The organism is Brevibacterium sp. VCM10, assembly GCF_000583215.1.
In the GTDB taxonomy this organism is placed as follows: Bacteria; Actinomycetota; Actinomycetes; order Actinomycetales; family Brevibacteriaceae; genus Brevibacterium; species Brevibacterium linens.
In genome coordinates, this window is the sequence record NZ_JAJB01000002.1 from 1 (window position 1) to 21,226 (window position 21,226).

Genomic DNA, 21,226 nt, shown 5'->3' on the forward strand with positions numbered 1-21,226 from the left:
GCGCGAGGTTGCTGCGCCGCCGTCAGGTAGTCCTAGGGCGCGGGTGTGCTCGTTTGTCAGTATTCGATGACGACGCGACCGTCGATCTTGCCGTGGATCATCTCATCGAAGATCGCATTGATGTCTTCCAGCGGTCGCTTCGTGAACGTCGGGTGGATCTTGCCGGCGGCATAGAACTCGAGCGCCTCGACCATGTCCTGCCGGGTGCCGACGATCGAACCGCGGATCGTCAGACCCTTGAGCACGATGTCGAAGATCGGGGCCGGGAAATCGCCGGGCGGCAGTCCGTTGAAGACGATGGTGCCGCCTCGGCGAGTCATTCCGATCGCCTGACCGAACGCGGCCGGGTGGACGGCAGTGACGAGGACTCCGTGGGAGCCGCCGATCTTGTCCTGGATGATCTCGGCCGGATCCTCGGCGAAGGCGTTGACGGTGATCTCGGCACCGTGCTTCTTCGCCAGCGCCAGCTTGTCGTCGGCGACATCGACGGCCACGACGCGCATGCCCATGGCGACTGCGTACTGGACGGCGATGTGGCCGAGTCCGCCGATTCCGGAGATGACGACCCACTGGCCCGGCTTCACCTCGGTGCGTTTGAGTCCCTTGTACACGGTGACGCCGGCGCACAGGACCGGGGCGATCTCATAGGGATCGGCACCGTCGGGGATGATGGCAGCGAACTTCGTGTCGACGAGCATGTACTCGCCGAAGGAGCCGTCGATGCCGTAGCCGCCGTTGACCTGCGATTCGCAGAGGGTCTCCCAGCCCTGACGGCAGTGCTCACAGGTTCCGCACGCGCTCCACAGCCATGCGTTGCCGATCATCTGTCCGACCTCGACATCGGTGACGCCTTCGCCGACCTTCTCGACGACGCCGACTCCTTCATGTCCCGGGATCAGCGGCACCTTCGGCTTGACCGGCCAGTCACCGTGCGCAGCATGGAGGTCGGTGTGGCAGACACCGGAGGCGATGAGTTTGACCAGAGCCTGACCCGGGCCGGGTTCGGGAATCGCATTGTCTCCGACGACGAGTTCCTGGCCGAAGCCCTCGACCACTGCAGCTTTCATTGCGGACATCATTCGCTCCTTTGTGATGATGGTTGATGAGGCGATGCGGGGTTTGAACTTTGGTTGGTACTACCTGACGGCGGCCCAGATACCTGGCGCGAGGTTGCTGCGCCGCCGTCGGGTAGCGATTGGGGTCAGAAGAAGCCTTGGGCGTTCTCCGAGTAGCTGACAAGCAGGTTCTTCGTCTGCTGGTAGTGGTCGAGCATCATCTTGTGGTTCTCACGTCCGATGCCCGATGCCTTGTAGCCGCCGAAAGCAGCATGCGCCGGGTAGGCGTGGTAGTTGTTCACCCACACACGTCCGGCCTGGATCTCGCGACCGGCCCGGTAGGCGGTGTTGCCGTCGCGCGACCAGACTCCAGCGCCGAGGCCGTAGAGCGTGTCATTGGCTGTGGCCAGCGCGTCGGCGTAGTCGGAGAACGTCGCGACGGAGACGACGGGTCCGAAGATCTCCTCCTGGAAGATGCGCATCTTGTTCGTGCCCTTGAAGATCGTCGGCTGCACGTAGAAGCCGCCGGCCAGATCTCCGTCGAGTTCGGCCTTGCCACCGCCGGTGAGGACCTCGGCGCCTTCCTGACGGCCGATGTCGAGGTAGGACATGATCTTCTCGAACTGGTCGTTCGAGGCCTGTGCACCCATCATCGTGTCGGTGTCGAGCGGATTGCCCTGGACGATCTTCTGCGTCCTGGCGACGACCTTCTCGAGGAAGGGGTCGGCGATCGATTCCTGAATGAGGGCACGCGACGGGCAGGTGCAGACCTCGCCCTGGTTGAGAGCGAACATCGTGAAGCCCTCCTGGGCCTTGTCCGCGTACGCGTCGTCCTTGGCCAGCACATCCTCGAAGAAGATGTTCGGCGACTTTCCGCCGAGCTCAAGCGTCACGGGGATGATGTTCTGCGAGGCATACTGCATGATCAGACGACCGGTCGTCGTCTCACCCGTGAACGCGATCTTCGAGATCCGCTTGTTCGACGCCAGCGGCTTACCGGCTTCCAGACCGAAGCCGTTGACGACGTTGAGCACGCCCTCGGGCAGCAGGTCGGCGATGAGTTCGACGAGGACGAGGATCGACGCCGGAGTCTGCTCGGCGGGCTTGAGCACGATCGCATTGCCCGCGGCCAGTGCCGGCGCGATCTTCCACACACCCATGAGGATCGGGAAGTTCCAGGGGATGATCTGACCGACCACACCGAGCGGCTCATGGAAGTGGTACGCCACGGTATCCTCGTCGATCTGCGAGAGTCCGCCCTCCTGCGCCCGGATCGCTCCGGCGAAGTAGCGGAAGTGGTCGACCGCCAGCGGCAGATCGGCGTTGAGGGGTTCGCGGATCGCCTTGCCGTTGTCCCAGGTCTCGGCGACGGCGACCATCTCGAGGTTCTCCTCGAGTCGGTCGGCGATCCGATTGAGGATGTTGGCCCGTTCGGCGACCGAGGTCTTGCCCCAGGCCGGAGCCGCCTTGTGCGCGGCGTCGAGAGCGAGTTCGATGTCCTCAGCGGTGCTGGCCGGGACCTCGGTGAAAGTCTTGCCGGTGACGGGGCTGGGGTTCTCGAAATAGTTGCCCTTGACCGGCGGCACCCACTGACCGCCGATGAAGTTCTCATACCGGGACTTGAAGGTGACGAGCGACCCGTCCTGACCAGGCTGTGCGTAGACAGTCATTGCAACTCCTTTGATGCGTCTGATTCCACCGGATTGTCTCCGTGTGACCACGACGCTACCGAGCGCAACGTTGCATGTGGGTTGCATCACATCGCCGAGGCGGCCGCCCCGTCCCGCACACCGAACCGCAATCGGTTCGCCGAGTTCAAAGGCCCAGCGCTTCCAGGCGCACGACCGCGGCGTTGCGTTCGGCGGCCTCGGGCGGTGCCAGACGCAGCACTGTCATGAGGACTTCGACGTCGTCGCGGAAGTCCGGCAGGTTCGCGAACCGCCACAGCTGCTGCCAGGTTCCGTCCTGGAGCAGGGTCTCGCGCATAAGCGCATCGACCTCCGCCGCGATCTCGCGGACTCCCGGCGCTTCGGAATCCGGCAGGACGGTCCCCCTGAACTGCTCGAGGGCCGAATCCGTGTCACCGCTGGCCAGAGCCTGCACGGTGAGCTCCAGATCCGAATCGACGTCCCCGCGCAACCGATAGGGGCGGGCGTCGATGCGCAGATCGCCGAGGCTGCCGATCGTTCTGCGCAGACGATTGATCTCCGCCCGGACCGTGACTTCGCTGCCGCCGACCGACCACAGCCGCTCCACCAGTCCGGCACCGCTGATGCCGTCGGGACGCCTGTGCAGCAGCAACAGGATCTCGGCGTGCCGACGGCTCAGGGGAATCCGCGTTCCATCGGGGTTCTCCAAAGCGGGGCTGGGACCGAGCACTGTCAGTCTGGTCCCGGCCGCCTCGGTGCCGGTGTGCATCTGCTGCGGCGTGAAGAGCTGGGACAGCTGAGCCCCGGCGGCCTTCGCCGTCGACGACAGCAGCGGCAGCACGATGGAGGACACGGCGTCGTCTCCCCCGGTGACATCGATGATGCCGATGACCTGCCCGGTCAGCGGGTGGGTGACGGGGACGGCGCTGCAGCTCCAGGAATGGACGTCGGTGGCGAAATGCTCGGCGCGGCTGACCTGCACGGGCCGGCCCGATCGCAGGGCCAGGGCCGGTGCGGAGGTGCCCATCACCTCTTCTGACCAGTCCGACCCGGAGACGAAACCCATGGCTTCGGCACGGTCGCGCACGCCCCGCTCCCCCTCAACCCACAGCAGTCGCCCCTGTTCGTCGCCGAGGGCGGCCAGCAGTCCGGCGTCTTTGGCGGGTTCGATGAGATGGGACCGCAGCAACGGCATGATCGCGTGGAAGGGATGTCGCCGGCGCACCTCGGCGAGACGATCGGTTTCGAATGCGACCTGGACCTGCACGCTGTCGGGGTCGCGCAGCCGGGCCAGAGACCGGTCCCATGATTCCAGGACCGAGGTCCGCACCCCGGGCCCTGACGACGGCAGGTGGAGGCTCGTCTCCGACGGTCCTGCCAGACGCTCATGTGCGCGTCGAACGGCGCTCTGATAGGTGTCTTCGAGCAGCAGCGTCGAATCCATGGCGGACGGTCCACCTCCATCGGCGGGTGTCGGAAGAGTGTTTCAACTGCTCATAATCTAATCGCGAACCTGCCTGTGAACAAGGCCCCGTCCGCTCCCAGAACTACCTGACGGCGGCCCAGCTACCTCGCGCGAGGTTGCTGGGCCGCCGTCAGGTAGCAATTGGGAAGAGAAGAGGGCGGGACGCGAACGAATCGCTTCCCGCCCTCTCGCAGTGCATCGATCAGATGCGCAGACCCGAGTGGTCGACCGGAACGGCCGGGCCGTTCGAGGTCGTGATCGTGGCCTTGCTGATGTAGCGGCCCTTCGACGAGGACGGCTTCAGACGCAGGATCTCTTCGATCGCAGCATCGAAGTTCTCCTGCAGAGCTTCCTCGGAGAAGGAGACCTTTCCCATGATGAAGTGCAGGTTCGAGTGCTTGTCGACGCGGAATTCGATCTTTCCGCCCTTGATGTCGCTGACGGCCTTGGCGACATCCATGGTCACGGTGCCGGTCTTCGGGTTCGGCATCAGGCCGCGGGGACCCAGCACCTTACCGAGACGACCGACCTTGCCCATCATGTCGGGGGTCGCAACAGCGGCATCGAAGTCGGTGAACCCTCCGGCCACCTTCTCCAGCAGGTCATCGGAGCCGACGTAGTCAGCACCTGCTTCACGGGCAGCTTCTGCACGGTCGCCGGCAGCGAACACCAGGACCCGAGCGGTCTTACCGGTACCATGCGGAAGGTTGACGGTGCCGCGCACCATCTGGTCCGCCTTGCGGGGGTCAACACCCAGGCGGAGAGCGACCTCGACCGTGGCGTCGTACTTCGCCACGTTGGTCTCTTTGGCCAGGGCGATCGCCTGAGCCGGTTCGTAGTTCACATCTGCGGCGATCTTCTCAGCCGCGGCCTGATAGGCCTTCGAACGCTTTGCCATCTGCTTTACTCCTTGCAGTCGTGGTGTGGGCTGCGTGGGCCCTGCCACTGTGTGGGGTGAGGTCTCAGACCTCGATGTCGGTGGTGATGCCCATGGAACGCGCGGTTCCGGCGACGATGCGGTCGGCCTGATCCAGGGTGTTGGCGTTCAGGTCGGGCATCTTCGTGGTGGCGATCTCGCGCACCTGGTCGGCGCTCAGGTGAGCGACCTTGACGGTGTGCGGGGTGGCCGAACCCGACTTGACTCCGGCGGCCTTCTTGATCAGTTCGGCTGCCGGCGGGGTCTTGAGCACGAAGTCGAACGAACGATCTTCGTACACGGTGATCTCGACGGGAACGATGTTTCCGCGCTGGGATTCTGTGGCGGCGTTGTAGGCCTTGCAGAATTCCATGATGTTGACGCCGTGCTGGGCAAGCGCCGGACCGATCGGAGGAGCCGGGTTAGCGGCACCTGCCTGAATCTGGAGCTTGACGAGGCCGGCTACCTTTTTCTTGGGAGGCATGTACGGTCCTTAATCTTGAGGTTTCGATGTGCCAGACATAAACAGCACATCGTTCGACGGCGGCCGTCCGATAAGGGCCGCAATCAAACCACACCAGTATTCCATGCGCGCACGCCTGTGGGCAAATGCTCGTGAGGGGCATCACCGAATCGAATTCTCGAATCGAATTCTCGCCGAGGCGGTCGCACCGGGAACGCCGAAGGGGCCCGGATACATCCGGACCCCTTCGGTCGAGATCGCGCCGAGGCGATCAGCACACGTGTGCGGTCGTCAGAGCTTCGAGACCTGGTCGAAGCCGAGTTCGACGGGAACATCGCGCTCGAAGATCGACAGCAGCACGGTGAGCTTCTGCGACTCCGGACGGATCTCCTGGATCGTGGCAGGGTGGCCCTCGAAGGAGCCTTCCTTGACGAGCACCGACTCGCCGACCTCGAACTCCACCTCGGTGATGGGTGCGGACTTGGCGGCGGCCTCGGCGGCCGGGCCCTCGGCAGCGGCGGCTTCGGCCTGGCGCTCTTCGAAGATCGGGGCGAGCATCGAGAAGACCTCGTCGATCGACAGCGGGGTGGGGTCGTAGGCGTTGCCGACGAATCCGGTGACGCCCGGAGTGTGGCGCACGGCGCCCCACGACTCGTCGGTCAGTTCCATGCGGACGAGCACGTAGCCGGGGATCCGCACGCGGCGAACCTGCTTGCGCTGTCCGTTCTTGATCTCGACGACGTCTTCCATCGGCACCTGCGACTCGAAGATGAACTCTTCGAGGTTGAGGCTGACTGCGCGGTTCTCGAGGTTCTGCTTCACGCGGTTCTCGTAGCCTGCGTAGGAGTGGATGACGTACCAGTCACCCTCCTGCATGCGCAGTTCGGCCTTGAATTCCTCGGCCGGATCGACATCGTCGGCGGCGGCAGCATCCTGCTCGCCGTCGGCGGCGTCGTCCGAGTCGGCTGCCTCAGCGGACTCAACGTCGGCCGGTTCGGGAGCGTCTGCGGTCTCGGCGGCGGGCGCCTCGGCGGCATGGGCCGTCTCTTCGGCTTCGGGCACCACAGCGGCACCCGGCTCCTCGGGAGTGACGTCCTGGGTCTCAGGGGTCTCCTGCTCAGGTGAGTTGGTATCCGACACCGATCAATTCCTCGCTTCGCGTTTTGTGATTCCCGGTTGGGGTGAAGATTGAGCTTAGGGGTGGGTCACGGCTGAGGCCGTGTCACCACAGGGGCCACAGCGGAGTTCCGCCGAACACCCAGCCGACGAGTTTGCCGAAGACCAGGTCGAGGCCCGTGACGAGAAGCATCATGAACAGGATGAAGCCCAGCACGACGAGCGTGTAGTTGAGCAGCTGCTTCCGGGTCGGAGTGACGACCTTCTTGAGCTCTGCCACAACTTCGCGGAAGAACTGCAGGATTCGTCCGAAGAATCCGAGCTTCTTGGGACCGGAGGCACTGCTGGGTGCGCTGCCAGTCTTCTTTGCCGGTGTGTCGCTCACACATCCCCACTCGGTCGGTTTCGTTTGGCTTCACAATTGTTCGTGCCGGTCGAGGACGGCGCCTGGCCGATGAGACTTCGGCAGAGTCAACTGCGCAGGGGTGACAGGACTCGAACCTGCAACCTACGGTTTTGGAGACCGTTGCGCTACCAATTGCGCCACACCCCTCTGATCGGACTGCAGTGATCGATTCGATCCCTGTGGTGCCCGACCACGAGAACCGAGCATACCGTGCCCGACCGCCGTTCGTCGAACCGAGGAGCGACGCAAGGTCTCGAACGTGTCGACGCTCACTCACCGACCGGGTTCGTCGACCGGCGGCTGACCCACGAGGGGTCTGGGTTCGGGGAAGCGCACCCACTGTCCGATCTGCACCTGCTTGTCCGGTGTGACGGTGATGACCTGCACGTCGATGGGGCGCTTCGTCTCGTTGTCGACGCGGATGATGCTCAGTTCCGCGTTCATCTTCAGCGGTCCCGGTGTCAGTGCATTCGCCAGGGCACCCCCGGTCGTCGAGCTGACGTAGCGGGTACCCGAACCGAAGTTCTCCGGTCCGACCCGTCGGTGCCAGTGTCCGCTCAGAGCGTAGTCGGCACAGCCCGAGCGCAGACTCGGTGCGCCGACTGCGGGGTCGTGGATGAGCATGATGTCGAAATCGGCCGCGCAGGCTTCGTCACGCAGCCGCTGCGCATACTGGTCGGCGGTGAGGTCCGTCTCCAGCTGCGGACCGGAACCGAACACGGTGCGACGCGGGTCGGCGGCGCCGAAGAAGGTCACCCCGGACAGCTCCGCCGCGGAGTCCTCGAGGACCGTCCAACCGCGGGTCTTCGCGTGCTGGGTCGTTTCCCTCGAATCATGGTTGCCCTTGACGATCATGCGCGGCAGCTTCTCCGGCAGTTCGTCGTCGAGGACATCGAGACAGTAGTTCTCTGCCGATGTGCCCGTCATGGAGATGTCCCCGCCGTCGATATAGGCATCGGCCCGACTCATCCCCGCGGCCGCCCCGACGACGCGCGCCATCCCGATGTTGCAGTGGATATCGGACCCGTAGACGAACGTCGACACGCCCCTCCCGCCTCCGCCATCGCCGCTGTCGGCAGCAGGTGCGCCGACTCCGGCGGGCGGAACGAGCCCCCGATCGGACCAATTGCCGGTGATCGGACGGGAGGCCCATTGCGCCCGCAGCGCCCCGAGGACGTCGTCGTAGAAGGCGTCATTGTCCGCGGCGAAGTCCTGCACCGCGCCGAACGCCGTGTCGATGATCCCGCCGAGGCGGCCGGTGACCTGGGATCCGGCCAACGGCGTGTCCGCGAATGCCGGATCGGCGACGATCGGCTTCGGACGGTTGAGCACGACGGTCCCCAGTCCGGTGAGGACGAGCACGAGCACCAGCCCGATGCCGAGGAGTTCCTTGCCGGCGAAGGCTCGGATGACGATCTCGGCTCGGGTGGGTCCGAGGAAGAAAGCGAGGCCGACGAGTCCGCCGGTGATGAGGCAGACGGCCAGCGCCCAGCGGGTGAGGATCTCCTGGCTGAGACCGGCGATGACCTGGTCGATCTGTGCCTGCGGGGCCGTGAACAGCGAAGCGTAGGACGCGATGTCACCGCCGAGGGCGTCGACGGTTCCCCCACCGGGGTCGGCTACCGCCTCCAGGTCGGCTGCGGGCCGCTCTTCGTCGTCCGAGTCGCCGGACACGGGGATCTCCCCGATGTCGACGTGCAGTCCCAGACCGAGGGGGATGACATCCTCGGCGGGCACGAGCAGCCTGCCCAGGGGGCCGAAGTCGACGGTGAGCCGGGAGTCCGCGGTGACCCGGTACTGCGCCTCATGCGGGCCGAAGGTGAGATCGGCTCGCGAGGTGAACAGTGCCCAGGGCAGGGTCACGAGTGCGACTGCCGCGAGGGTGATGACGAGTGCGGTGATTCTCCGACGTGATGACACGACCACAGTCTAAGGACGCCGCCCGTCGTCGATGGAGCAGCCGATGAAGGTCGGTTCGGGTTCGAGGGTGATGCCGAATGCGTCCTCGACCCCGGCGACGACCGTTGCCGCGAGATCGATCACATCGGCTGTGCTCGCGTGTCCCCGGTTCGTCAGAGCCAAGGTGTGCTTGGTCGACAGCGTCGCCCGCCCCTCGCCGAGGCTGTGGCCCTTGGAGAACCCGGCGTGTTCGATCAGCCAGGCCGCCGAGGTCTTCGTCTTCCCTTCGATCTTCGCCCCACTGAGCGGATCGGTCACCGGGTAGCGCGGGGCTTCTGCCGGCAGGATCTCGGGGTCGTCGACGATCGGGTTGGTGAAGAAGGAGCCGGCCGACCAGGAATCGTGATCGTCCCCGTCGAGGACCATGCCCTTCGACCGACGCAGCGCGATGACGCTGTCGCGCACGAGGGCCGCCGAAACGCGGGTGCCGATCTCGACGTCCAGTGCGGACGCAAGTTGGGCGTAGCGCACGGGCAGGGAGAGTTCGCTGCGCTGGAGGTCGAAGGTCACCGAGAGCACGACGAACTGCGGGGTCCCGGCCGCGATCTGGGCGCGCTTGAGCGCCGAGGTGCGGTAGCCGAATGCGAGGTCGGCGGCGGTGAGGTGGCGGATCTGACCGGCGACTCGGTCGAAGACCTCGACGGAGGAGATGAGCTCGCCGACCTCCGTGCCGTAGGCACCGACGTTCTGGATCGGAGTCGCGCCGACCGACCCGGGGATCCCGGACAGCGCTTCGAGCCCGGACAGCCCCAGGCCGAGAGTGTGGGCGACGAAGGAATCCCAGTCCTCCCCCGCCTCAGCGGTGACCCGGGTGTCGGCCGTCGTGGTCTCGGTCGTCTCCACCCCGGTGGTCCGGACCACGCAGACCGGGCCGTCGAAGCCGGCATCGGCGATGAGCAGATTCGATCCGCCGCCGATGAACAGGACTTGCGCCGTGTCCTCACCGTTGAGTTCGAGCGGGTGGGCGGCGCAGAAGTCGAGCAGTTCGTCGCGGGTGTTCGCGACGATGACCTGCGGGGCCGGCCCGCCGAGGCGGAAGGTGGTGAACGCGGACAGGTCCTGCGAGTGGGCTTGACTCACGCCGAGATCCGAACCTGGGTGCGGCTGAGGACATCGGCCGCACCGGACTTCACGGTGATGTCGATGCGGGCGGTGCCGACGGCGGGGTCGACGGCACCGACCGTGGCGGTGAGCCCGAGCGAAGTCGTCGGAGTCGCCGGTGATCCGGTTTCGGCATCGGGGACGACGACGGGCGCGGAGAAGCGGGTCCGGTAGTCGACGATCGCACCGGGGTCGCCGAGCCATTCGGCCACCGGGGCGATGACCGCCGCCATCGACAGCATTCCGTGGGCGATGACATCGTCGAGACCGACCTCGCGGGCAAAGCGTTCGTTCCAGTGGATCGGGTTGTGATCGCCCGAGGCCGCGGCATAGTCGACCAGGGAGGCGCGCGAGAGCGGGATCTCGGATTCCACGACGGTGTCTCCGATGGTCAGTGTGGAGAAGTCGATGGCGCTCATTCTCCGTCTCCTCTCACGACGATGGTCGAGGTCACGGTGACGACGGGCTGCTGCGCGACATCGGTGATCTCGGTGCGGGTGGTGATCATGGCGTTGCTGCCTGCGGCCCGGACTCCGTCGACATGGGTCACGGCGGCCAGGACGTCGCCGGCGACGATGGGACGGGTGAACGAGAACTGCTCGGAGCCGTGGACGACCTTAGAGAAGTCGATGCCCGAATCGGGGTCGGAGATGTAGGCGGCTTCCGATTTCTGCGCGATGATCACGGCGAAGGTGGTCGGGGCGACGACATCGCGGTAGCCCAGCGCGGTCGCCGCCTCGGTGTCGAAATGGTAGTCGGCTTTCGCTCCGGTGGCGAGCGCGAATTCCGCGATCGCCTCCCTGGAGACCTCATAGGGCTGCGGCAGGGAGAACGTGGCCCCCTGCTTCTCCGTATTCACCGGCATATGCGCTCTCTCTTCTGCTGGGGTCGGTATCGACACCAGCCTAAGGCACGGCCTCTGGATGAGGCTCACCGGCGAAGAATTGATCGCGCGTTCGTATCCGGTTCATACAATTCCTGCACCATCGGCCTCATAGCTTCGAAACTGGTATATGTTGTCCACATCACATTTGGTAAGGAGTAGTGCGATGACGAACGAATCCCCCAGCGCAGACCCGACGGGCCCCGAGGCACAGACGGCGAAACCCGGCGCGCGAGTCAAAGACGCAGTCGCGGTCCCCTCACCGCAGGCTCCCGGTCCCGGCGCTCCCGCCGCCGGTGCGCCGGCGGCCGCTGCGCCGGCAACCGCGACAGCCGCTTCCGGACCGGCCGCAGCCGATGACGCCCCACCGCAGGTCGAGGTGGCTGTGGCCACCGACGCCGCCTATGCCGGCAAGGAAGCCGACAGGGTCCAGCTGCGCCGCCCACTGCGCAACGTCTCCGAGGTCCGGCACTTCTTCCGCACTAATCAGACCCCGATCTACTTTGTCGGCGCCACCCCGTTCAACCTGTTGGGTCTCGACCGGTGGGTGCGCAATTTCTCGTACATCACCTATTACGACGGCTGGGACGGCGGGCATCCCCGCGTCTTCTCCCCACGCTACAAGCCCTACGTCGAGTTCGAATCGGGTGAGGCGATCAACAACTGGCTGCTGCTCAACGCCGAGGTGCGTGCTCATATGACGCGCAATGTCCCCCATGGTGAGCGGGTGAAGGTCGCGATGGTCTTCTTCGACGAGGAGACGGAGCGGATCTGCCGGGAACTCGGCTACGATCTCATCCTGCCGTCGGCGGCTCTGCGCAATCAGCTCGATTCGAAGATCGAGACGACGAAGCTCGGCAATGAGGCCGGTGCGTTCTCCGTCCCGAACGTGCTGACCACCGCTGACACCTATGACGAGCTCAATGAGCGGGCCGCCGAGGCGGGGCTGGGCACGGACCTCGTCGTGCAGACCCCCTACGGGGATTCCGGGAAGACGACGTTCTTCATCTCCGATGCCTCCGGTTGGGAGACGCACAAGGACGACATCATCGGCGAGCAGCTGAAGGTGATGAAGCGGATCAACAACACTCCGGTCGCCGTCGAGGCGGTCATCACCTCCAGCGGAGTCGTCGTCGGCCCGTATCTGACTGAGCTGGCGGGCTTCGCCGAACTCACCCCGTACAAGGGCGGCTGGTGCGGCAATGAGATGAAACCCGATGTCCTCAATGCAGAACAGCGAGCGCAGACCCGTGAGCTCGTGCGCAAGATGGGCGAAGGTCTGCGCAAACGCGGCTACCGCGGGTTCTTCGAAGTCGATGTCCTCGTCGATCTCGACACCGACGACTGCTACCTCGGTGAGCTCAACCCGCGCATCTCCGGGGCCTCGGCGATCACGAACGTCACCGCAGGCGCCTATGCCGATGTGCCGCTGTTCCTGTTCCATCTGCTCGAGTACCTCGATGTCGAGTTCGACCTCGACGTCAACGAGATCAACGAGCGCTGGGAAGAGCTCTCCGGAGCCGATGAGTGGAGCCAGATGATCATCAAGGAGACGGCTCCCATCACCGAGTACATCACGCATTCCCCGCTGACGGGTCAGTACTATCTCGACCAGTACGGGACGCTGACGTACAAACGTGCCGCGCTCGACTGGCACCCGCTGCAGAACGGCAGCGAGGTGTTCTTCCTGCGCATCTTCGGTGCCGGGGACTATCGCTGGAAAGGGGCGGACCTCGGAGTGCTGGTGACGAAGAATCCCCTGCAGACTAATGTCGGCGGACCCGATGCGCTGAGCATCCGGGCCAAGCACTTCATCGACTCGATCCGCGCGATGTATGCCGGAGTCCCGGTCGTCGCCGACGATCCGTCGCCGGCTCTCGGCGGGCCGGGAGCCAAAGGCGACTGAGCTTACTCATCCACGGTGGGCGGAGCCGCCTCGGTGATACCCTCAACACGAACCGAGGCGGCTGCCAGCTGCCGCCCGCGGACACGTTCCGCGCCCGATCCGATGCGAGAATCAGAGGTGAAGAGTGATCGAACCGTCACCGGAGCACACCGCGGCCACTCCCCCGGCGGAACAGACCGTGACCCCATCGGCGCCCGCCGACCCGGCGTCCGGAATCGACCGGGACAACTGGCAGGATCCCGACAACGTGCGGTGGTCGTTCCAGAACGTCGCGCGGGTCCTTCCCACGACGCCGATCTCCCGGGGCGCCGGACCCGTGTCGGAACTGCCTGCGGATCCGCAGGACCTCGGCGAGGTCGAAGTTCCCGCAACCGAGTATTCGGAAGCGCGCAGTGTCCGCAGCGTCATCGAATCCACCGATACCGATGCCTGGATGCTCATGCACAACGGGACCGTGCTCACCGAGGAGTACTTCGGGGACATGACCGCGTCGACCGAGCACCTGCTCATGTCGGTGTCGAAGTCGCTCGTCGGCACCGTCGCAGGTGTCCTCGCCGGTTCCGGTGACCTCGACCCGAACCGTCTCGTCACCGACTATGTGCCCGAGCTCGCCGAGTCCGGCTATGCCGGCGCCACCGTCCGCCATGTCCTCGACATGCGTTCGGGCATCCGCTTCTCCGAGAACTACCTCGACCCGAAGTCCGAGGTCAGACAGATCGAGGAGCAGATCGGCTGGGCCGAGGCCAAGCGGGAGAACCCGGGCATCGGCATGTACGAGTTCCTCACCACGCTGGAGGCGAAGTCCGACCACGGCGGAGTCTTCGAATACCGGTCGTGCGAGACCGATGTGCTCGGCTGGGTGTGCGAGAAGATCGCCGGCGAACGCATGCAGTCGCTCATGTCACGGGTGCTGTGGTCGCGGATCGGTGCCGAACAGGACGCGATCATCGCCACCGACCAGTACGGGGTCGGGATGTTCGACGGCGGCATCAACACGAGTCTGCGCGATCTCGCCCGGTTCGGCTACGTCTACATCAACCGCGGCCAGTCGCTGACCGGGCAGCAGGTGGCTCCGACGACGTGGATCGGCGATACGCTGACCACCACCGAGGATGTGCGGCAGGCGTTCGCCGATGGGCCCGGAGACAATCGGATGCCGGGCGGGGCGTATCACAACCAGTTCTGGTTCCCGTTCCCCGACTCCCACGCCTTCCTGGCTCTGGGCATCCACGGGCAGATGATCTACATGAACCCGGGCGCCAATGTCCTCGGCGTCAAGCTCTCGAGCTGGGGGCTGCCGCAGGATGCGACGAAGATGTTCCCGACGATCCGCGCCTTCGAGGCTCTCGCGAAGGCCGTGAACTCCCCCACCGCGGAGTAGCCGGGCACCGGCAGCGTCATCACGCACCGTCACCGGCGACACGCACCGTCACCCGCAACCTGCGCCGTTGCCTTCACCTCGCACCGGCGGCGTCATCTCCTCCAGGTGCTCGATCATCACGGGCCGTTCCTGGCATTACTTCCTGTTGCAACGGGTGGTTGTGCCAGGAGCGGTGAGTGATACTCACGTCCCGACCTGAAACGTGGTCAGCCCCCGGCACGGATGTGCCCGAATCGCCACAGCTGTCGCCGGATGCTCACATGATTCGACGTCTGACAGCAATCGGCCATGGCAGAATCGTTGACGTACCGACAACTTCTGTGATCGCGAGAGTGCGAAGGAGCCAGACCATGACCCCGATACGCCGGACCACTTGGGCGCCCCGCCTGCTGACCGCCGCTGCAGGAACGGCTTTTGCCTTGACCTTGGCCGCCTGCGGAGGCTCCGGCGACAACCCCGCCGGAGGTGAGCAGTCCGAAGCGGCACAGTCGACCGAGAGCGAGGACTCATCGGACGGCGGCTTCGGCGGAGGTGCCGTCGAGTCGAAGACGGCGGAGACACCGGCGTCGGAACCCGCCGAGGCGGAACCGACCGACACGAAGTCGACCGACCCGTTCGCTGATGCCGCGACGACGACGAACTGGGCCAGCGACGATGCGATGAAAGTCGACGAAGAGGGAAACGGCACCGTGCCGGCCAGATCCATCGAGGCCGACCTCATCGACCTGTTCGAGAACAAACTCGACATGAAGGTGAAGAAGGCCGATTGCGGTGACGATATGGACCTGCGCGAATGGTACGGATTCGAGACCTGCGATGTCACAGTCAAGGACAAGTCGGCCTACGAGGGCGAGAAGACCTATTACGGCACCGTGAAGATCGTCGACCACAAGGGCGAGATGATCAAGTACGAACTCAAGTTCCCCGGCATCGACAAGGACGACTTCGACTTCAAGGACTGATCACCGAGGCGGCCTTCTCCCGGCCGACGCGATCCCCGATCTCCGGGGCCTCCCGCAGATCGCCGAGGCGGCCCTCCCCTCTCCGCCCGGTCGCCGGGTTCTCGTCAGCCCTGACTTCGTCGCCCGCACGGCTGTCGCCCGCGTGGCTGTCGTCCGCGTGGGCGACGAAGCGTCTCCGCGGGTGTCCCGACGATCCGGTGATGACATAGCTGCCGGCCGCCTCGGCGGGCTCCGGATTCGGTGCCTCCAGTGCGTCGCGGATGATCCGCCGCGGATCATACTGGCGGGGATCGAGCGTCTGCCAGTCCTCAGCGCCCACGGTTTCGGCGGCGCGTGTCCGCGCGGCCTCGACCTGGGCACGAAGCAGGCGAACCATTTCGCCGAGTTTCTCAGCGTAGTGGGGCAGCCGCCTCGGGCCGAGGATGATCGCGGCGATGATGCCGACGAGGACGATCTTCTCGAAGCTCAGGCCGAACATGTCCGGCTCCTTTCCGTGGGCGCGGTCTGCGCTCGTCCGGTCTTCAGTTCATCGGCAGTCGGCGCCCCGCGGTTCGAGCGGTACCCGCGGGCCCGGTCGTGGAGCCACGCGATGGCGAGCGCGGCGAGGAAGAGCAGGACCATCGGGGCGGCGACGAAGAACATCGAGAGCACATCGGCGGCGGGGGTGACCAGTGCGGCGAAGACGACGATTCCGACGATGCTGACCCGCCAGGCCTTCGCGATCGATCGGGCAGAGAGCAGTCCGATGAAGTTGAGGACGACGAGGAAGACCGGGAGGACGAAGGCGATGCCGGTGGCGATGACGATCTTGAAGACGAAGTCGAAGTAGTAGGACGCCTGGAGGATGGTGCTGTCCTCGCTCGAGGCGAATGAGGTGAGCACCTCGACCATCCGCGGGAAGACGTACAGGCCGGTGAGGCAGCCGACGACGAAGAGAGGAAGTGCGGCGCCGAGGAAGCCGAACGTGTACTTCTTCTCCTTCGCGGTCAGCCCCGGGGTGAGGAATCCGAAGATCTCCCCCAGCCACACCGGGCTGGAGAGGATGATTCCGGAGTACACGGCGATGCGCAGCTGCAGGTCGAAGGCCCCGGTGACGCTGTCGTAGTTGAGCGAGGCGCTGCGGGATGCGGCGAGGTCGGTGATCGGAGCGCGGAGGACGTCCATGACGAGGTCTGACGTGAAATAGCCGACGACCGTGCCGATGAGCAGTGCCACCGCCGCGCGCACCGCCCGTGTCCGCGCCTCCCGCAGGTGCGCGGACAACGGCATCTTCTCCGCGGCGGCGGTGCTCATGATCGCGGCCGTGTCTGATCGGCTGGGCCGGCCTCGGCGGTGGAGTCGTCCCTCGCCGAGGCGGGCGCAGGGGTGGGATCGGTGACGATCGGGTCGGTCACCGCTTCGTAGCGCGGAGCAGGTGCCGCCTCACCCGACCGGCTGTCGGCCGATTCGTCCTTGAGGATGCGCACGGACTGTCCGAGGCTCTTGGCGAGCGCGGGCAGCTTGGCCGCGCCGAAGACGAGGATGATGATGGCCAGGATGACGAGGGCGTGCCAGCCCGTGAGATTGTGCAGCATGATGATGAGCCTTTCTCTGAGTTGTCAGGGCTTTTCGGGGGCGCCTTCGGGAGGGGTTTCTCCCTGGCCTCCGCCTCCCGGGGCATCTCCGCCGGTCGGTTCGGTGTCGGTGTCGACGGGGACGTCGAGTGTGGCGGTGTATCCGGAGTCGGTGTCGCCGCTGATCGTGGCGATCTGGTGCTCGCCGCCGTCGTCACCGAAGACGTTGTCGTCGTCGAGGCTGACGTTCGCAAGGTTCTTCACCGATCCGTCATAGGCGTCGAGTTCGTAGACGGCGTTGCAGGCGTCTTCGGGCAGTGCCATCTGCGAAGTGGCGATGGCATTCTCGGCATCGGTGATGGAGTCGACGTCCGGGTAGACCTCGAAGTGGATGTGCGGCCACCGGCCGGAATAGCAGGCAGGGAAGATCGAGGTGAAGGTGACCTCGCCGTTCTCATCGGCGACCTGGACACCTCGCAGCCAGGTGGCGTCCTCGACTCCTTCGGAATACATCGAGTAGCGGCCCTCAGCATCACAGTGCCACGCGTAGACGGCGGCACCCTCGAACGGAGCATTGTCACCGGCCATATCGGTGACCGTGAGGGAGAAGGTCAGAGGCACCCCGTCGACGGTGTCGGTCCCGTCGATGTTCGAACGGATGTCCGAGCGCACGATTCCCGAATCTTCGAGGATGTCCGGACCGTTCGTTCCGTCCGCCGGGTACGGTCCGGCCGTCTCGTCGGGGATCTCGGTGACCGATCCGCTGCTGCTCGAGGCCGAGCTCGTCGAGCCGGAGGCCTCGGAGGTGCAGGCGGCCAGGGCCATCGTGCCGACCCCGGCGCCGACGAGCCCGAGGACTCCACGTCGGCTGAAGAGGGTGCGGATGTCGAACGAGGCGCCCTGGTCGACGACCTCCTCCTCAGGTCGATCGAGGAGCCGTCCTTCGTAGGCGGGTCCGTTGGGGGTCTGGTCCGGTTCGGGTACGCGAGCCATGAGCTGTCCTTCCTTCGATGATGTGATGACACCATCGTGGACATCGGCTCTGGCGCGGGACTGTGGCGTTCCTGGGCGGCGACTGTGGAAGCTCAGACCGGTTGTGTTCCGTCCCACCAGTCGAGGACCCGCTGGGCCTGCAGAGTCACCCATCTCGAGGGTTCGCCGACCGGGGCGTCGACATGGAGCCAGACGTGACCGTCAAGACGATGGTGGTGATTCCAGGTGCCGTCAGCGGATCGTCGTGTGCGGATCGGCTCCACCGCCTCTTCCATTCGCCGTCGGGCAGCTGGCGGTCGAGGAACCAGTCGAGGAGTCCCTCGACGTCCGCGCCCAGCCACAGCCCGTTCGCTCAGGTCCTTGAGCGCCCAAGTGGCAGCCGTGCATGGCTGTGATCCGTCATCATCGAAGGCGAAGTCCGCAGGACCTAACGCTCCGCCGGCCCATTGTTCGTCCGGATCCTGAGGGAAGAGCAGCTCGGACCCGAGCTCCTCGGGGCGATGGACGCTTCGAGCCTAGACCTCCCGGCCTCCGAAATCTACGGATGTTTCCCAGAGGTATTGCAATGAGGCTTCACGCGGATATCTGGTTTTCGGTGATCCGCTGCCCGTGAAGAGTCGAGGCCGGGGCTCGGCCTTCAGTCCTCCAGCGACCGCTTCCACGCGAGCGTGGCCAGTGCAGCAGCCTGATCCGGCAGGTAGGCGTCGTCGAAGAGCACCTCCGGCGAATGGTTGGTCGCAGCGGTCTCCGGGTCGGTCCCCTCGGGGGTGACGAAGAAGAACAGGAAAGCTCCGGGCACCTGCTCGAGCACGTAGGAGAAGTCTTCGGACCCCATCACCGGGTCTTGAGCCTCTACGAATCGCTGGGGGCCGAACGCTTCGGTGAGCGTGTCTGCGACGAAGTGTGCTTCGGCGGCGTCGTTGACGGTGACCGGATACTGTTCGTTCCAGACGACTTCGGCCCGGCAGCCATGCGCGTCCGCGATCGATTCGGCGAGCCTGGTGGCCAGTTCCGGGAACTTCTTCGTCGACTCGGCAGAGAGTGTGCGCACCGAGGCGCCGAGGCTCGCGGTCTCCGGGATGATATTCACTGCGGTGCCGGCGGTGAGCTGGGTGATTTCGGCGACGATGGGGTCGAAGACACTGAAGGATCCCGTGATCATCGAGTAGAGGGACTGTCCGAACTCGAGGATGGGACGGACTGGGTCGGCGGCGTCCTGTGGTCGTGAGCTGTGTCCGCCTCTGCCGTGCATCGTCACGTGGAGGGTGTTCGCACCGGCCATGATCGTGCCGGGTCGGGAGACGAAGGTTCCCGGCACTCCGGGAGCGACATGGATCGCATAGGCGGCATCGGGTGTCTGACCGATGGTCTCGAACATTCCCTCGTCGAGCATGATCTTCGCTCCGCCCATGCCTTCTTCTCCCGGCTGGAACATGAAGGCCACGGTCCCGCGCAGCTCGGCCTGGTGGGCAACGAGCAGCTTTGCTGCACCGACGAGTCCGGAGACATGGAGGTCGTGCCCACAGGCATGCATGAAACCGTTGTCCGAGGCGAAGTCGAGTCCGGTGGTCTCGGCGACAGGCAGGGCGTCCATGTCCCCGCGCAGCAGGATCGTGGGGCCGGGCTGTCCGCCGCGCAGCACCGCGACGATCGAGCTGAGGTCTTTGCCCAGGGTGATCTCGAGCGGAAGCCCTTCGAGGGCCGCAAGGATCCGCTTCTGTGTGTATGGCAGCTCGAGGCCGATTTCGGGGTTGCGGTGGAGATCGCGACGCAGTTCGCGCAGTTCCGCGCTCAGACCTGAGGATTCGGCGGTGAAGTCGATCGTCATAATGGTGTCTTTCTGTTCTTGGGGTTCGTTGACCGGTGCGGTCGCGGAGGTCGTGCGTTCTGACCGAGGAACAGGGCTCATGGTGGTGGGAACAGCATGTCGACGAGGTGGCCGAGCATCACTTCGTCAGCTCGGGTCAGGGGTACGCCGAGTCCCGTGAGCTGCGGGGGCAGTTCGGGTGCGCTCGTGTACTCGTCGATGCCCTCATCAGGGTCGGGAATCGGTGGCAGGGGGATGTCCAGGTCCGGGTGAGGCAGGCGCAGGTGGTGATCGGTGTGCGATTGGAAGAGTTCGCCGACGTTCAGGATCGCGTTCTCCCCGACCGTCGCGGCCTGCGTACCCGTCCTATCCGATGTGGACCCGACGAGTTGCAATGACAACGGCAGTCCCGCATCGTCGAAGCCCATCGGGACGGCCAGTGCCGGGTTTCCGGAGGCGCAGAAGGCCGCGGTCAGATTCCACTCGTCCTGCGGTGTTCCACCTCTGAACACATAGGGCGGCGCGGACGAGGGCCAGGCCGGAAGCGCAAGCACGGCGGCCTCGGCGAGGAGGTCCTCGAGTCGTCCCCGCAGCTGCGCAGCCGAGGACTGTGCGGCTGCGTAGGCCTCGTCCGAGACCAGCGCACCGACGAGGGCGAGCCGACGAAAGGATCGACCGTAGTCTCTCCAGCGCGAGACCAGGCGATCACGGTGGACAACGTACATCTCGCGGAGCATGATCGTCAGCGTCGCTGAGATGAGCTGATCGAGATAGGGCAGATCGATAGGGACGATTTCGAGTCCTACGGTCCCGAGCGTCTCCAGCGCACGATCGAACGCAGCGGCTGCCTCGGCGGAGATCCGCGGCGAGTCGACGACCTGCCGCGGAACGAGGACGCGCGGTGTCTGACCGCCTCGTGAGGAGCCGACGGATTTGCTGCGCATCACTTCCAGGAGCAGGCGGCAGTCCCTGGCGCTTCTGGCCATGGGGCCGACGATGTCGAGGCTCGGCGCGGCCGGCATGATGCCGTCCATCGGCAGCGAACCGGAGGCCGGTCGCAGTCCCGTCACGCCGCAGTAGGCGGCGGGGATCCGACAGCTTCCGGAGGTGTCGGTGCCGAGGCCGGCGGAGATGATTCCGAGGCTGATCGCGATCGCCGTTCCGCAGCTCGAGCCCCCGGGCCAGCGCGTCGGGTCCCAGGGGTTGCGGGGAATCGGAAACCCGAGCGCAGGATCAGGGCGACCGGCAGCGTGTTCGACCATCGTCGTTGTGTACGCGATGACTCCCCCGGCCCGTCTTAGGCGGGCGACGACCTCGGAGTCCCTGCCCTGGTGGAAGCCCTGATCGAAGACGCGGCTCTGTGAAGTCGGGACCGCCTCGGCGACGGCGATGTTCGCCTTGATTCCCAGCGGAAGTCCGGCGAGCACGCCCCCGGCTGTCTCAGTGCTGCGGCATGCCGTCGCCGCGGAGTCGTCGAAGCGCTCGAGGATCGCACCGATGCGGTCATTCACCTCATCGGCAACGGTGAATGAGGCAGCGAGATGTGCCTCGGCCGTTTCGGTCCCGGACCTGATCTGCTCGATCTGCGCCGTCAGGTCCAGGGCCATAGCG

General features: G+C 65.5%; 20 protein-coding genes and 1 tRNA gene. 3 read left to right on the forward strand and 18 right to left on the reverse strand.

All coding sequences use genetic code 11. The features are described from left to right. Window positions 1–56: 56 nt before the first annotated feature. The 12 genes from adhP to AD89_RS0100425 form a co-directional block, all read right to left on the reverse strand. A complete protein-coding gene (adhP, locus tag AD89_RS0100370) occupies window positions 57–1,076 on the reverse strand; it encodes an alcohol dehydrogenase AdhP (RefSeq protein ID WP_025776632.1) in 1,020 nt (339 codons plus the stop codon). Window positions 1,077–1,201: 125 nt separating this feature from the next. Beyond that, window positions 1,202–2,725, reverse strand: coding sequence for an acetaldehyde dehydrogenase ExaC (gene exaC, locus AD89_RS0100375; RefSeq protein ID WP_025776633.1), 1,524 nt, complete (start codon window positions 2,723–2,725; stop codon window positions 1,202–1,204). A 145-nt stretch (window positions 2,726–2,870) separates the two neighbouring features. Next, window positions 2,871–4,148 carry a helix-turn-helix domain-containing protein gene (locus AD89_RS0100380; RefSeq protein WP_025776634.1) on the reverse strand — a complete coding sequence of 426 codons (1,278 nt, stop codon included), beginning with the start codon at window positions 4,146–4,148 and terminating at the stop codon, window positions 2,871–2,873. Window positions 4,149–4,371: 223 nt separating this feature from the next. Beyond that, window positions 4,372–5,067, reverse strand: coding sequence for a 50S ribosomal protein L1 (gene rplA, locus AD89_RS0100385; RefSeq protein WP_025776635.1), 696 nt, complete (start codon window positions 5,065–5,067; stop codon window positions 4,372–4,374). A 64-nt stretch (window positions 5,068–5,131) separates the two neighbouring features. Beyond that, complete coding sequence (gene rplK / locus AD89_RS0100390; RefSeq protein WP_025776636.1) at window positions 5,132–5,569, reverse strand: 50S ribosomal protein L11; 438 nt, start codon at window positions 5,567–5,569, stop codon at window positions 5,132–5,134. 270 nt (window positions 5,570–5,839) lie between these two features. Continuing rightward, window positions 5,840–6,688: a transcription termination/antitermination protein NusG gene (nusG, locus tag AD89_RS0100395; RefSeq protein ID WP_025776637.1), complete on the reverse strand. Its 849-nt coding sequence runs from the start codon at window positions 6,686–6,688 to the stop codon at window positions 5,840–5,842. A gap of 82 nt (window positions 6,689–6,770) precedes the next feature. After that, window positions 6,771–7,049, reverse strand: coding sequence for a preprotein translocase subunit SecE (secE, locus tag AD89_RS0100400; protein ID WP_025776638.1), 279 nt, complete (start codon window positions 7,047–7,049; stop codon window positions 6,771–6,773). 95 nt (window positions 7,050–7,144) lie between these two features. Beyond that, window positions 7,145–7,217, reverse strand: a tRNA-Trp gene (locus tag AD89_RS0100405). Window positions 7,218–7,343: 126 nt separating this feature from the next. After that, window positions 7,344–8,990: a metallophosphoesterase family protein gene (locus AD89_RS0100410; RefSeq protein ID WP_035319558.1), complete on the reverse strand. Its 1,647-nt coding sequence runs from the start codon at window positions 8,988–8,990 to the stop codon at window positions 7,344–7,346. 9 nt (window positions 8,991–8,999) lie between these two features. Next, complete coding sequence (locus AD89_RS0100415; protein ID WP_025776640.1) at window positions 9,000–10,109, reverse strand: UDP-N-acetylmuramate dehydrogenase; 1,110 nt, start codon at window positions 10,107–10,109, stop codon at window positions 9,000–9,002. Further along, complete coding sequence (locus AD89_RS20250) at window positions 10,106–10,549, reverse strand: MaoC/PaaZ C-terminal domain-containing protein (RefSeq protein ID WP_025776641.1); 444 nt, start codon at window positions 10,547–10,549, stop codon at window positions 10,106–10,108. The genes AD89_RS0100415 and AD89_RS20250 overlap by 4 nt, the downstream gene beginning before the upstream one ends. Continuing rightward, window positions 10,546–10,995: an FAS1-like dehydratase domain-containing protein gene (locus tag AD89_RS0100425; RefSeq protein WP_025776642.1), complete on the reverse strand. Its 450-nt coding sequence runs from the start codon at window positions 10,993–10,995 to the stop codon at window positions 10,546–10,548. Before AD89_RS0100425 ends, AD89_RS20250 begins: the two co-directional genes overlap by 4 nt. 184 nt (window positions 10,996–11,179) lie before the next feature. On the opposite strand from AD89_RS0100425, the gene AD89_RS0100430 reads away from it, so the two are divergent. From AD89_RS0100430 to AD89_RS0100440, 3 genes are all read left to right on the forward strand, one after another. Beyond that, window positions 11,180–12,919, forward strand: coding sequence for a biotin carboxylase (locus tag AD89_RS0100430; RefSeq protein ID WP_025776643.1), 1,740 nt, complete (start codon window positions 11,180–11,182; stop codon window positions 12,917–12,919). 124 nt (window positions 12,920–13,043) lie between these two features. After that, window positions 13,044–14,300 carry a serine hydrolase domain-containing protein gene (locus tag AD89_RS0100435; RefSeq protein WP_025776644.1) on the forward strand — a complete coding sequence of 419 codons (1,257 nt, stop codon included), beginning with the start codon at window positions 13,044–13,046 and terminating at the stop codon, window positions 14,298–14,300. A 350-nt stretch (window positions 14,301–14,650) separates the two neighbouring features. Then, complete coding sequence (locus AD89_RS0100440; protein WP_035319556.1) at window positions 14,651–15,262, forward strand: hypothetical protein; 612 nt, start codon at window positions 14,651–14,653, stop codon at window positions 15,260–15,262. Here the strand turns inward: AD89_RS0100440 and AD89_RS19085 are convergent. From AD89_RS19085 to AD89_RS17825, 6 genes are all read right to left on the reverse strand, one after another. Beyond that, the gene (locus tag AD89_RS19085; protein WP_025776646.1) at window positions 15,252–15,740 is read right to left on the reverse strand and encodes a twin-arginine translocase TatA/TatE family subunit; all 489 of its coding nucleotides are present in this window, start codon (window positions 15,738–15,740) and stop codon (window positions 15,252–15,254) included. The genes AD89_RS0100440 and AD89_RS19085 overlap by 11 nt on opposite strands. Beyond that, window positions 15,728–16,555: a twin-arginine translocase subunit TatC gene (tatC, locus tag AD89_RS0100450; protein WP_231488319.1), complete on the reverse strand. Its 828-nt coding sequence runs from the start codon at window positions 16,553–16,555 to the stop codon at window positions 15,728–15,730. The genes AD89_RS19085 and tatC overlap by 13 nt, the downstream gene beginning before the upstream one ends. Next, window positions 16,552–16,836: a twin-arginine translocase TatA/TatE family subunit gene (locus AD89_RS0100455; RefSeq protein WP_025776648.1), complete on the reverse strand. Its 285-nt coding sequence runs from the start codon at window positions 16,834–16,836 to the stop codon at window positions 16,552–16,554. Before AD89_RS0100455 ends, tatC begins: the two co-directional genes overlap by 4 nt. A 24-nt stretch (window positions 16,837–16,860) precedes the next feature. Continuing rightward, entirely contained in the window at window positions 16,861–17,808 is a 948-nt protein-coding gene (locus AD89_RS0100460) for an intradiol ring-cleavage dioxygenase (protein ID WP_025776649.1), read from the reverse strand. A 637-nt stretch (window positions 17,809–18,445) separates the two neighbouring features. Then, window positions 18,446–19,636 (reverse strand): M20 metallopeptidase family protein, encoded by a 1,191-nt coding sequence (locus tag AD89_RS0100475; RefSeq protein ID WP_081770286.1) that lies wholly within the window; start codon window positions 19,634–19,636, stop codon window positions 18,446–18,448. A 77-nt stretch (window positions 19,637–19,713) separates the two neighbouring features. Next, on the reverse strand, window positions 19,714–21,222 hold the full coding sequence (locus AD89_RS17825) for an amidase (protein ID WP_197021689.1): 1,509 nt from the start codon (window positions 21,220–21,222) through the stop codon (window positions 19,714–19,716). Between the last annotated feature and the right edge of the window lie 4 nt (window positions 21,223–21,226).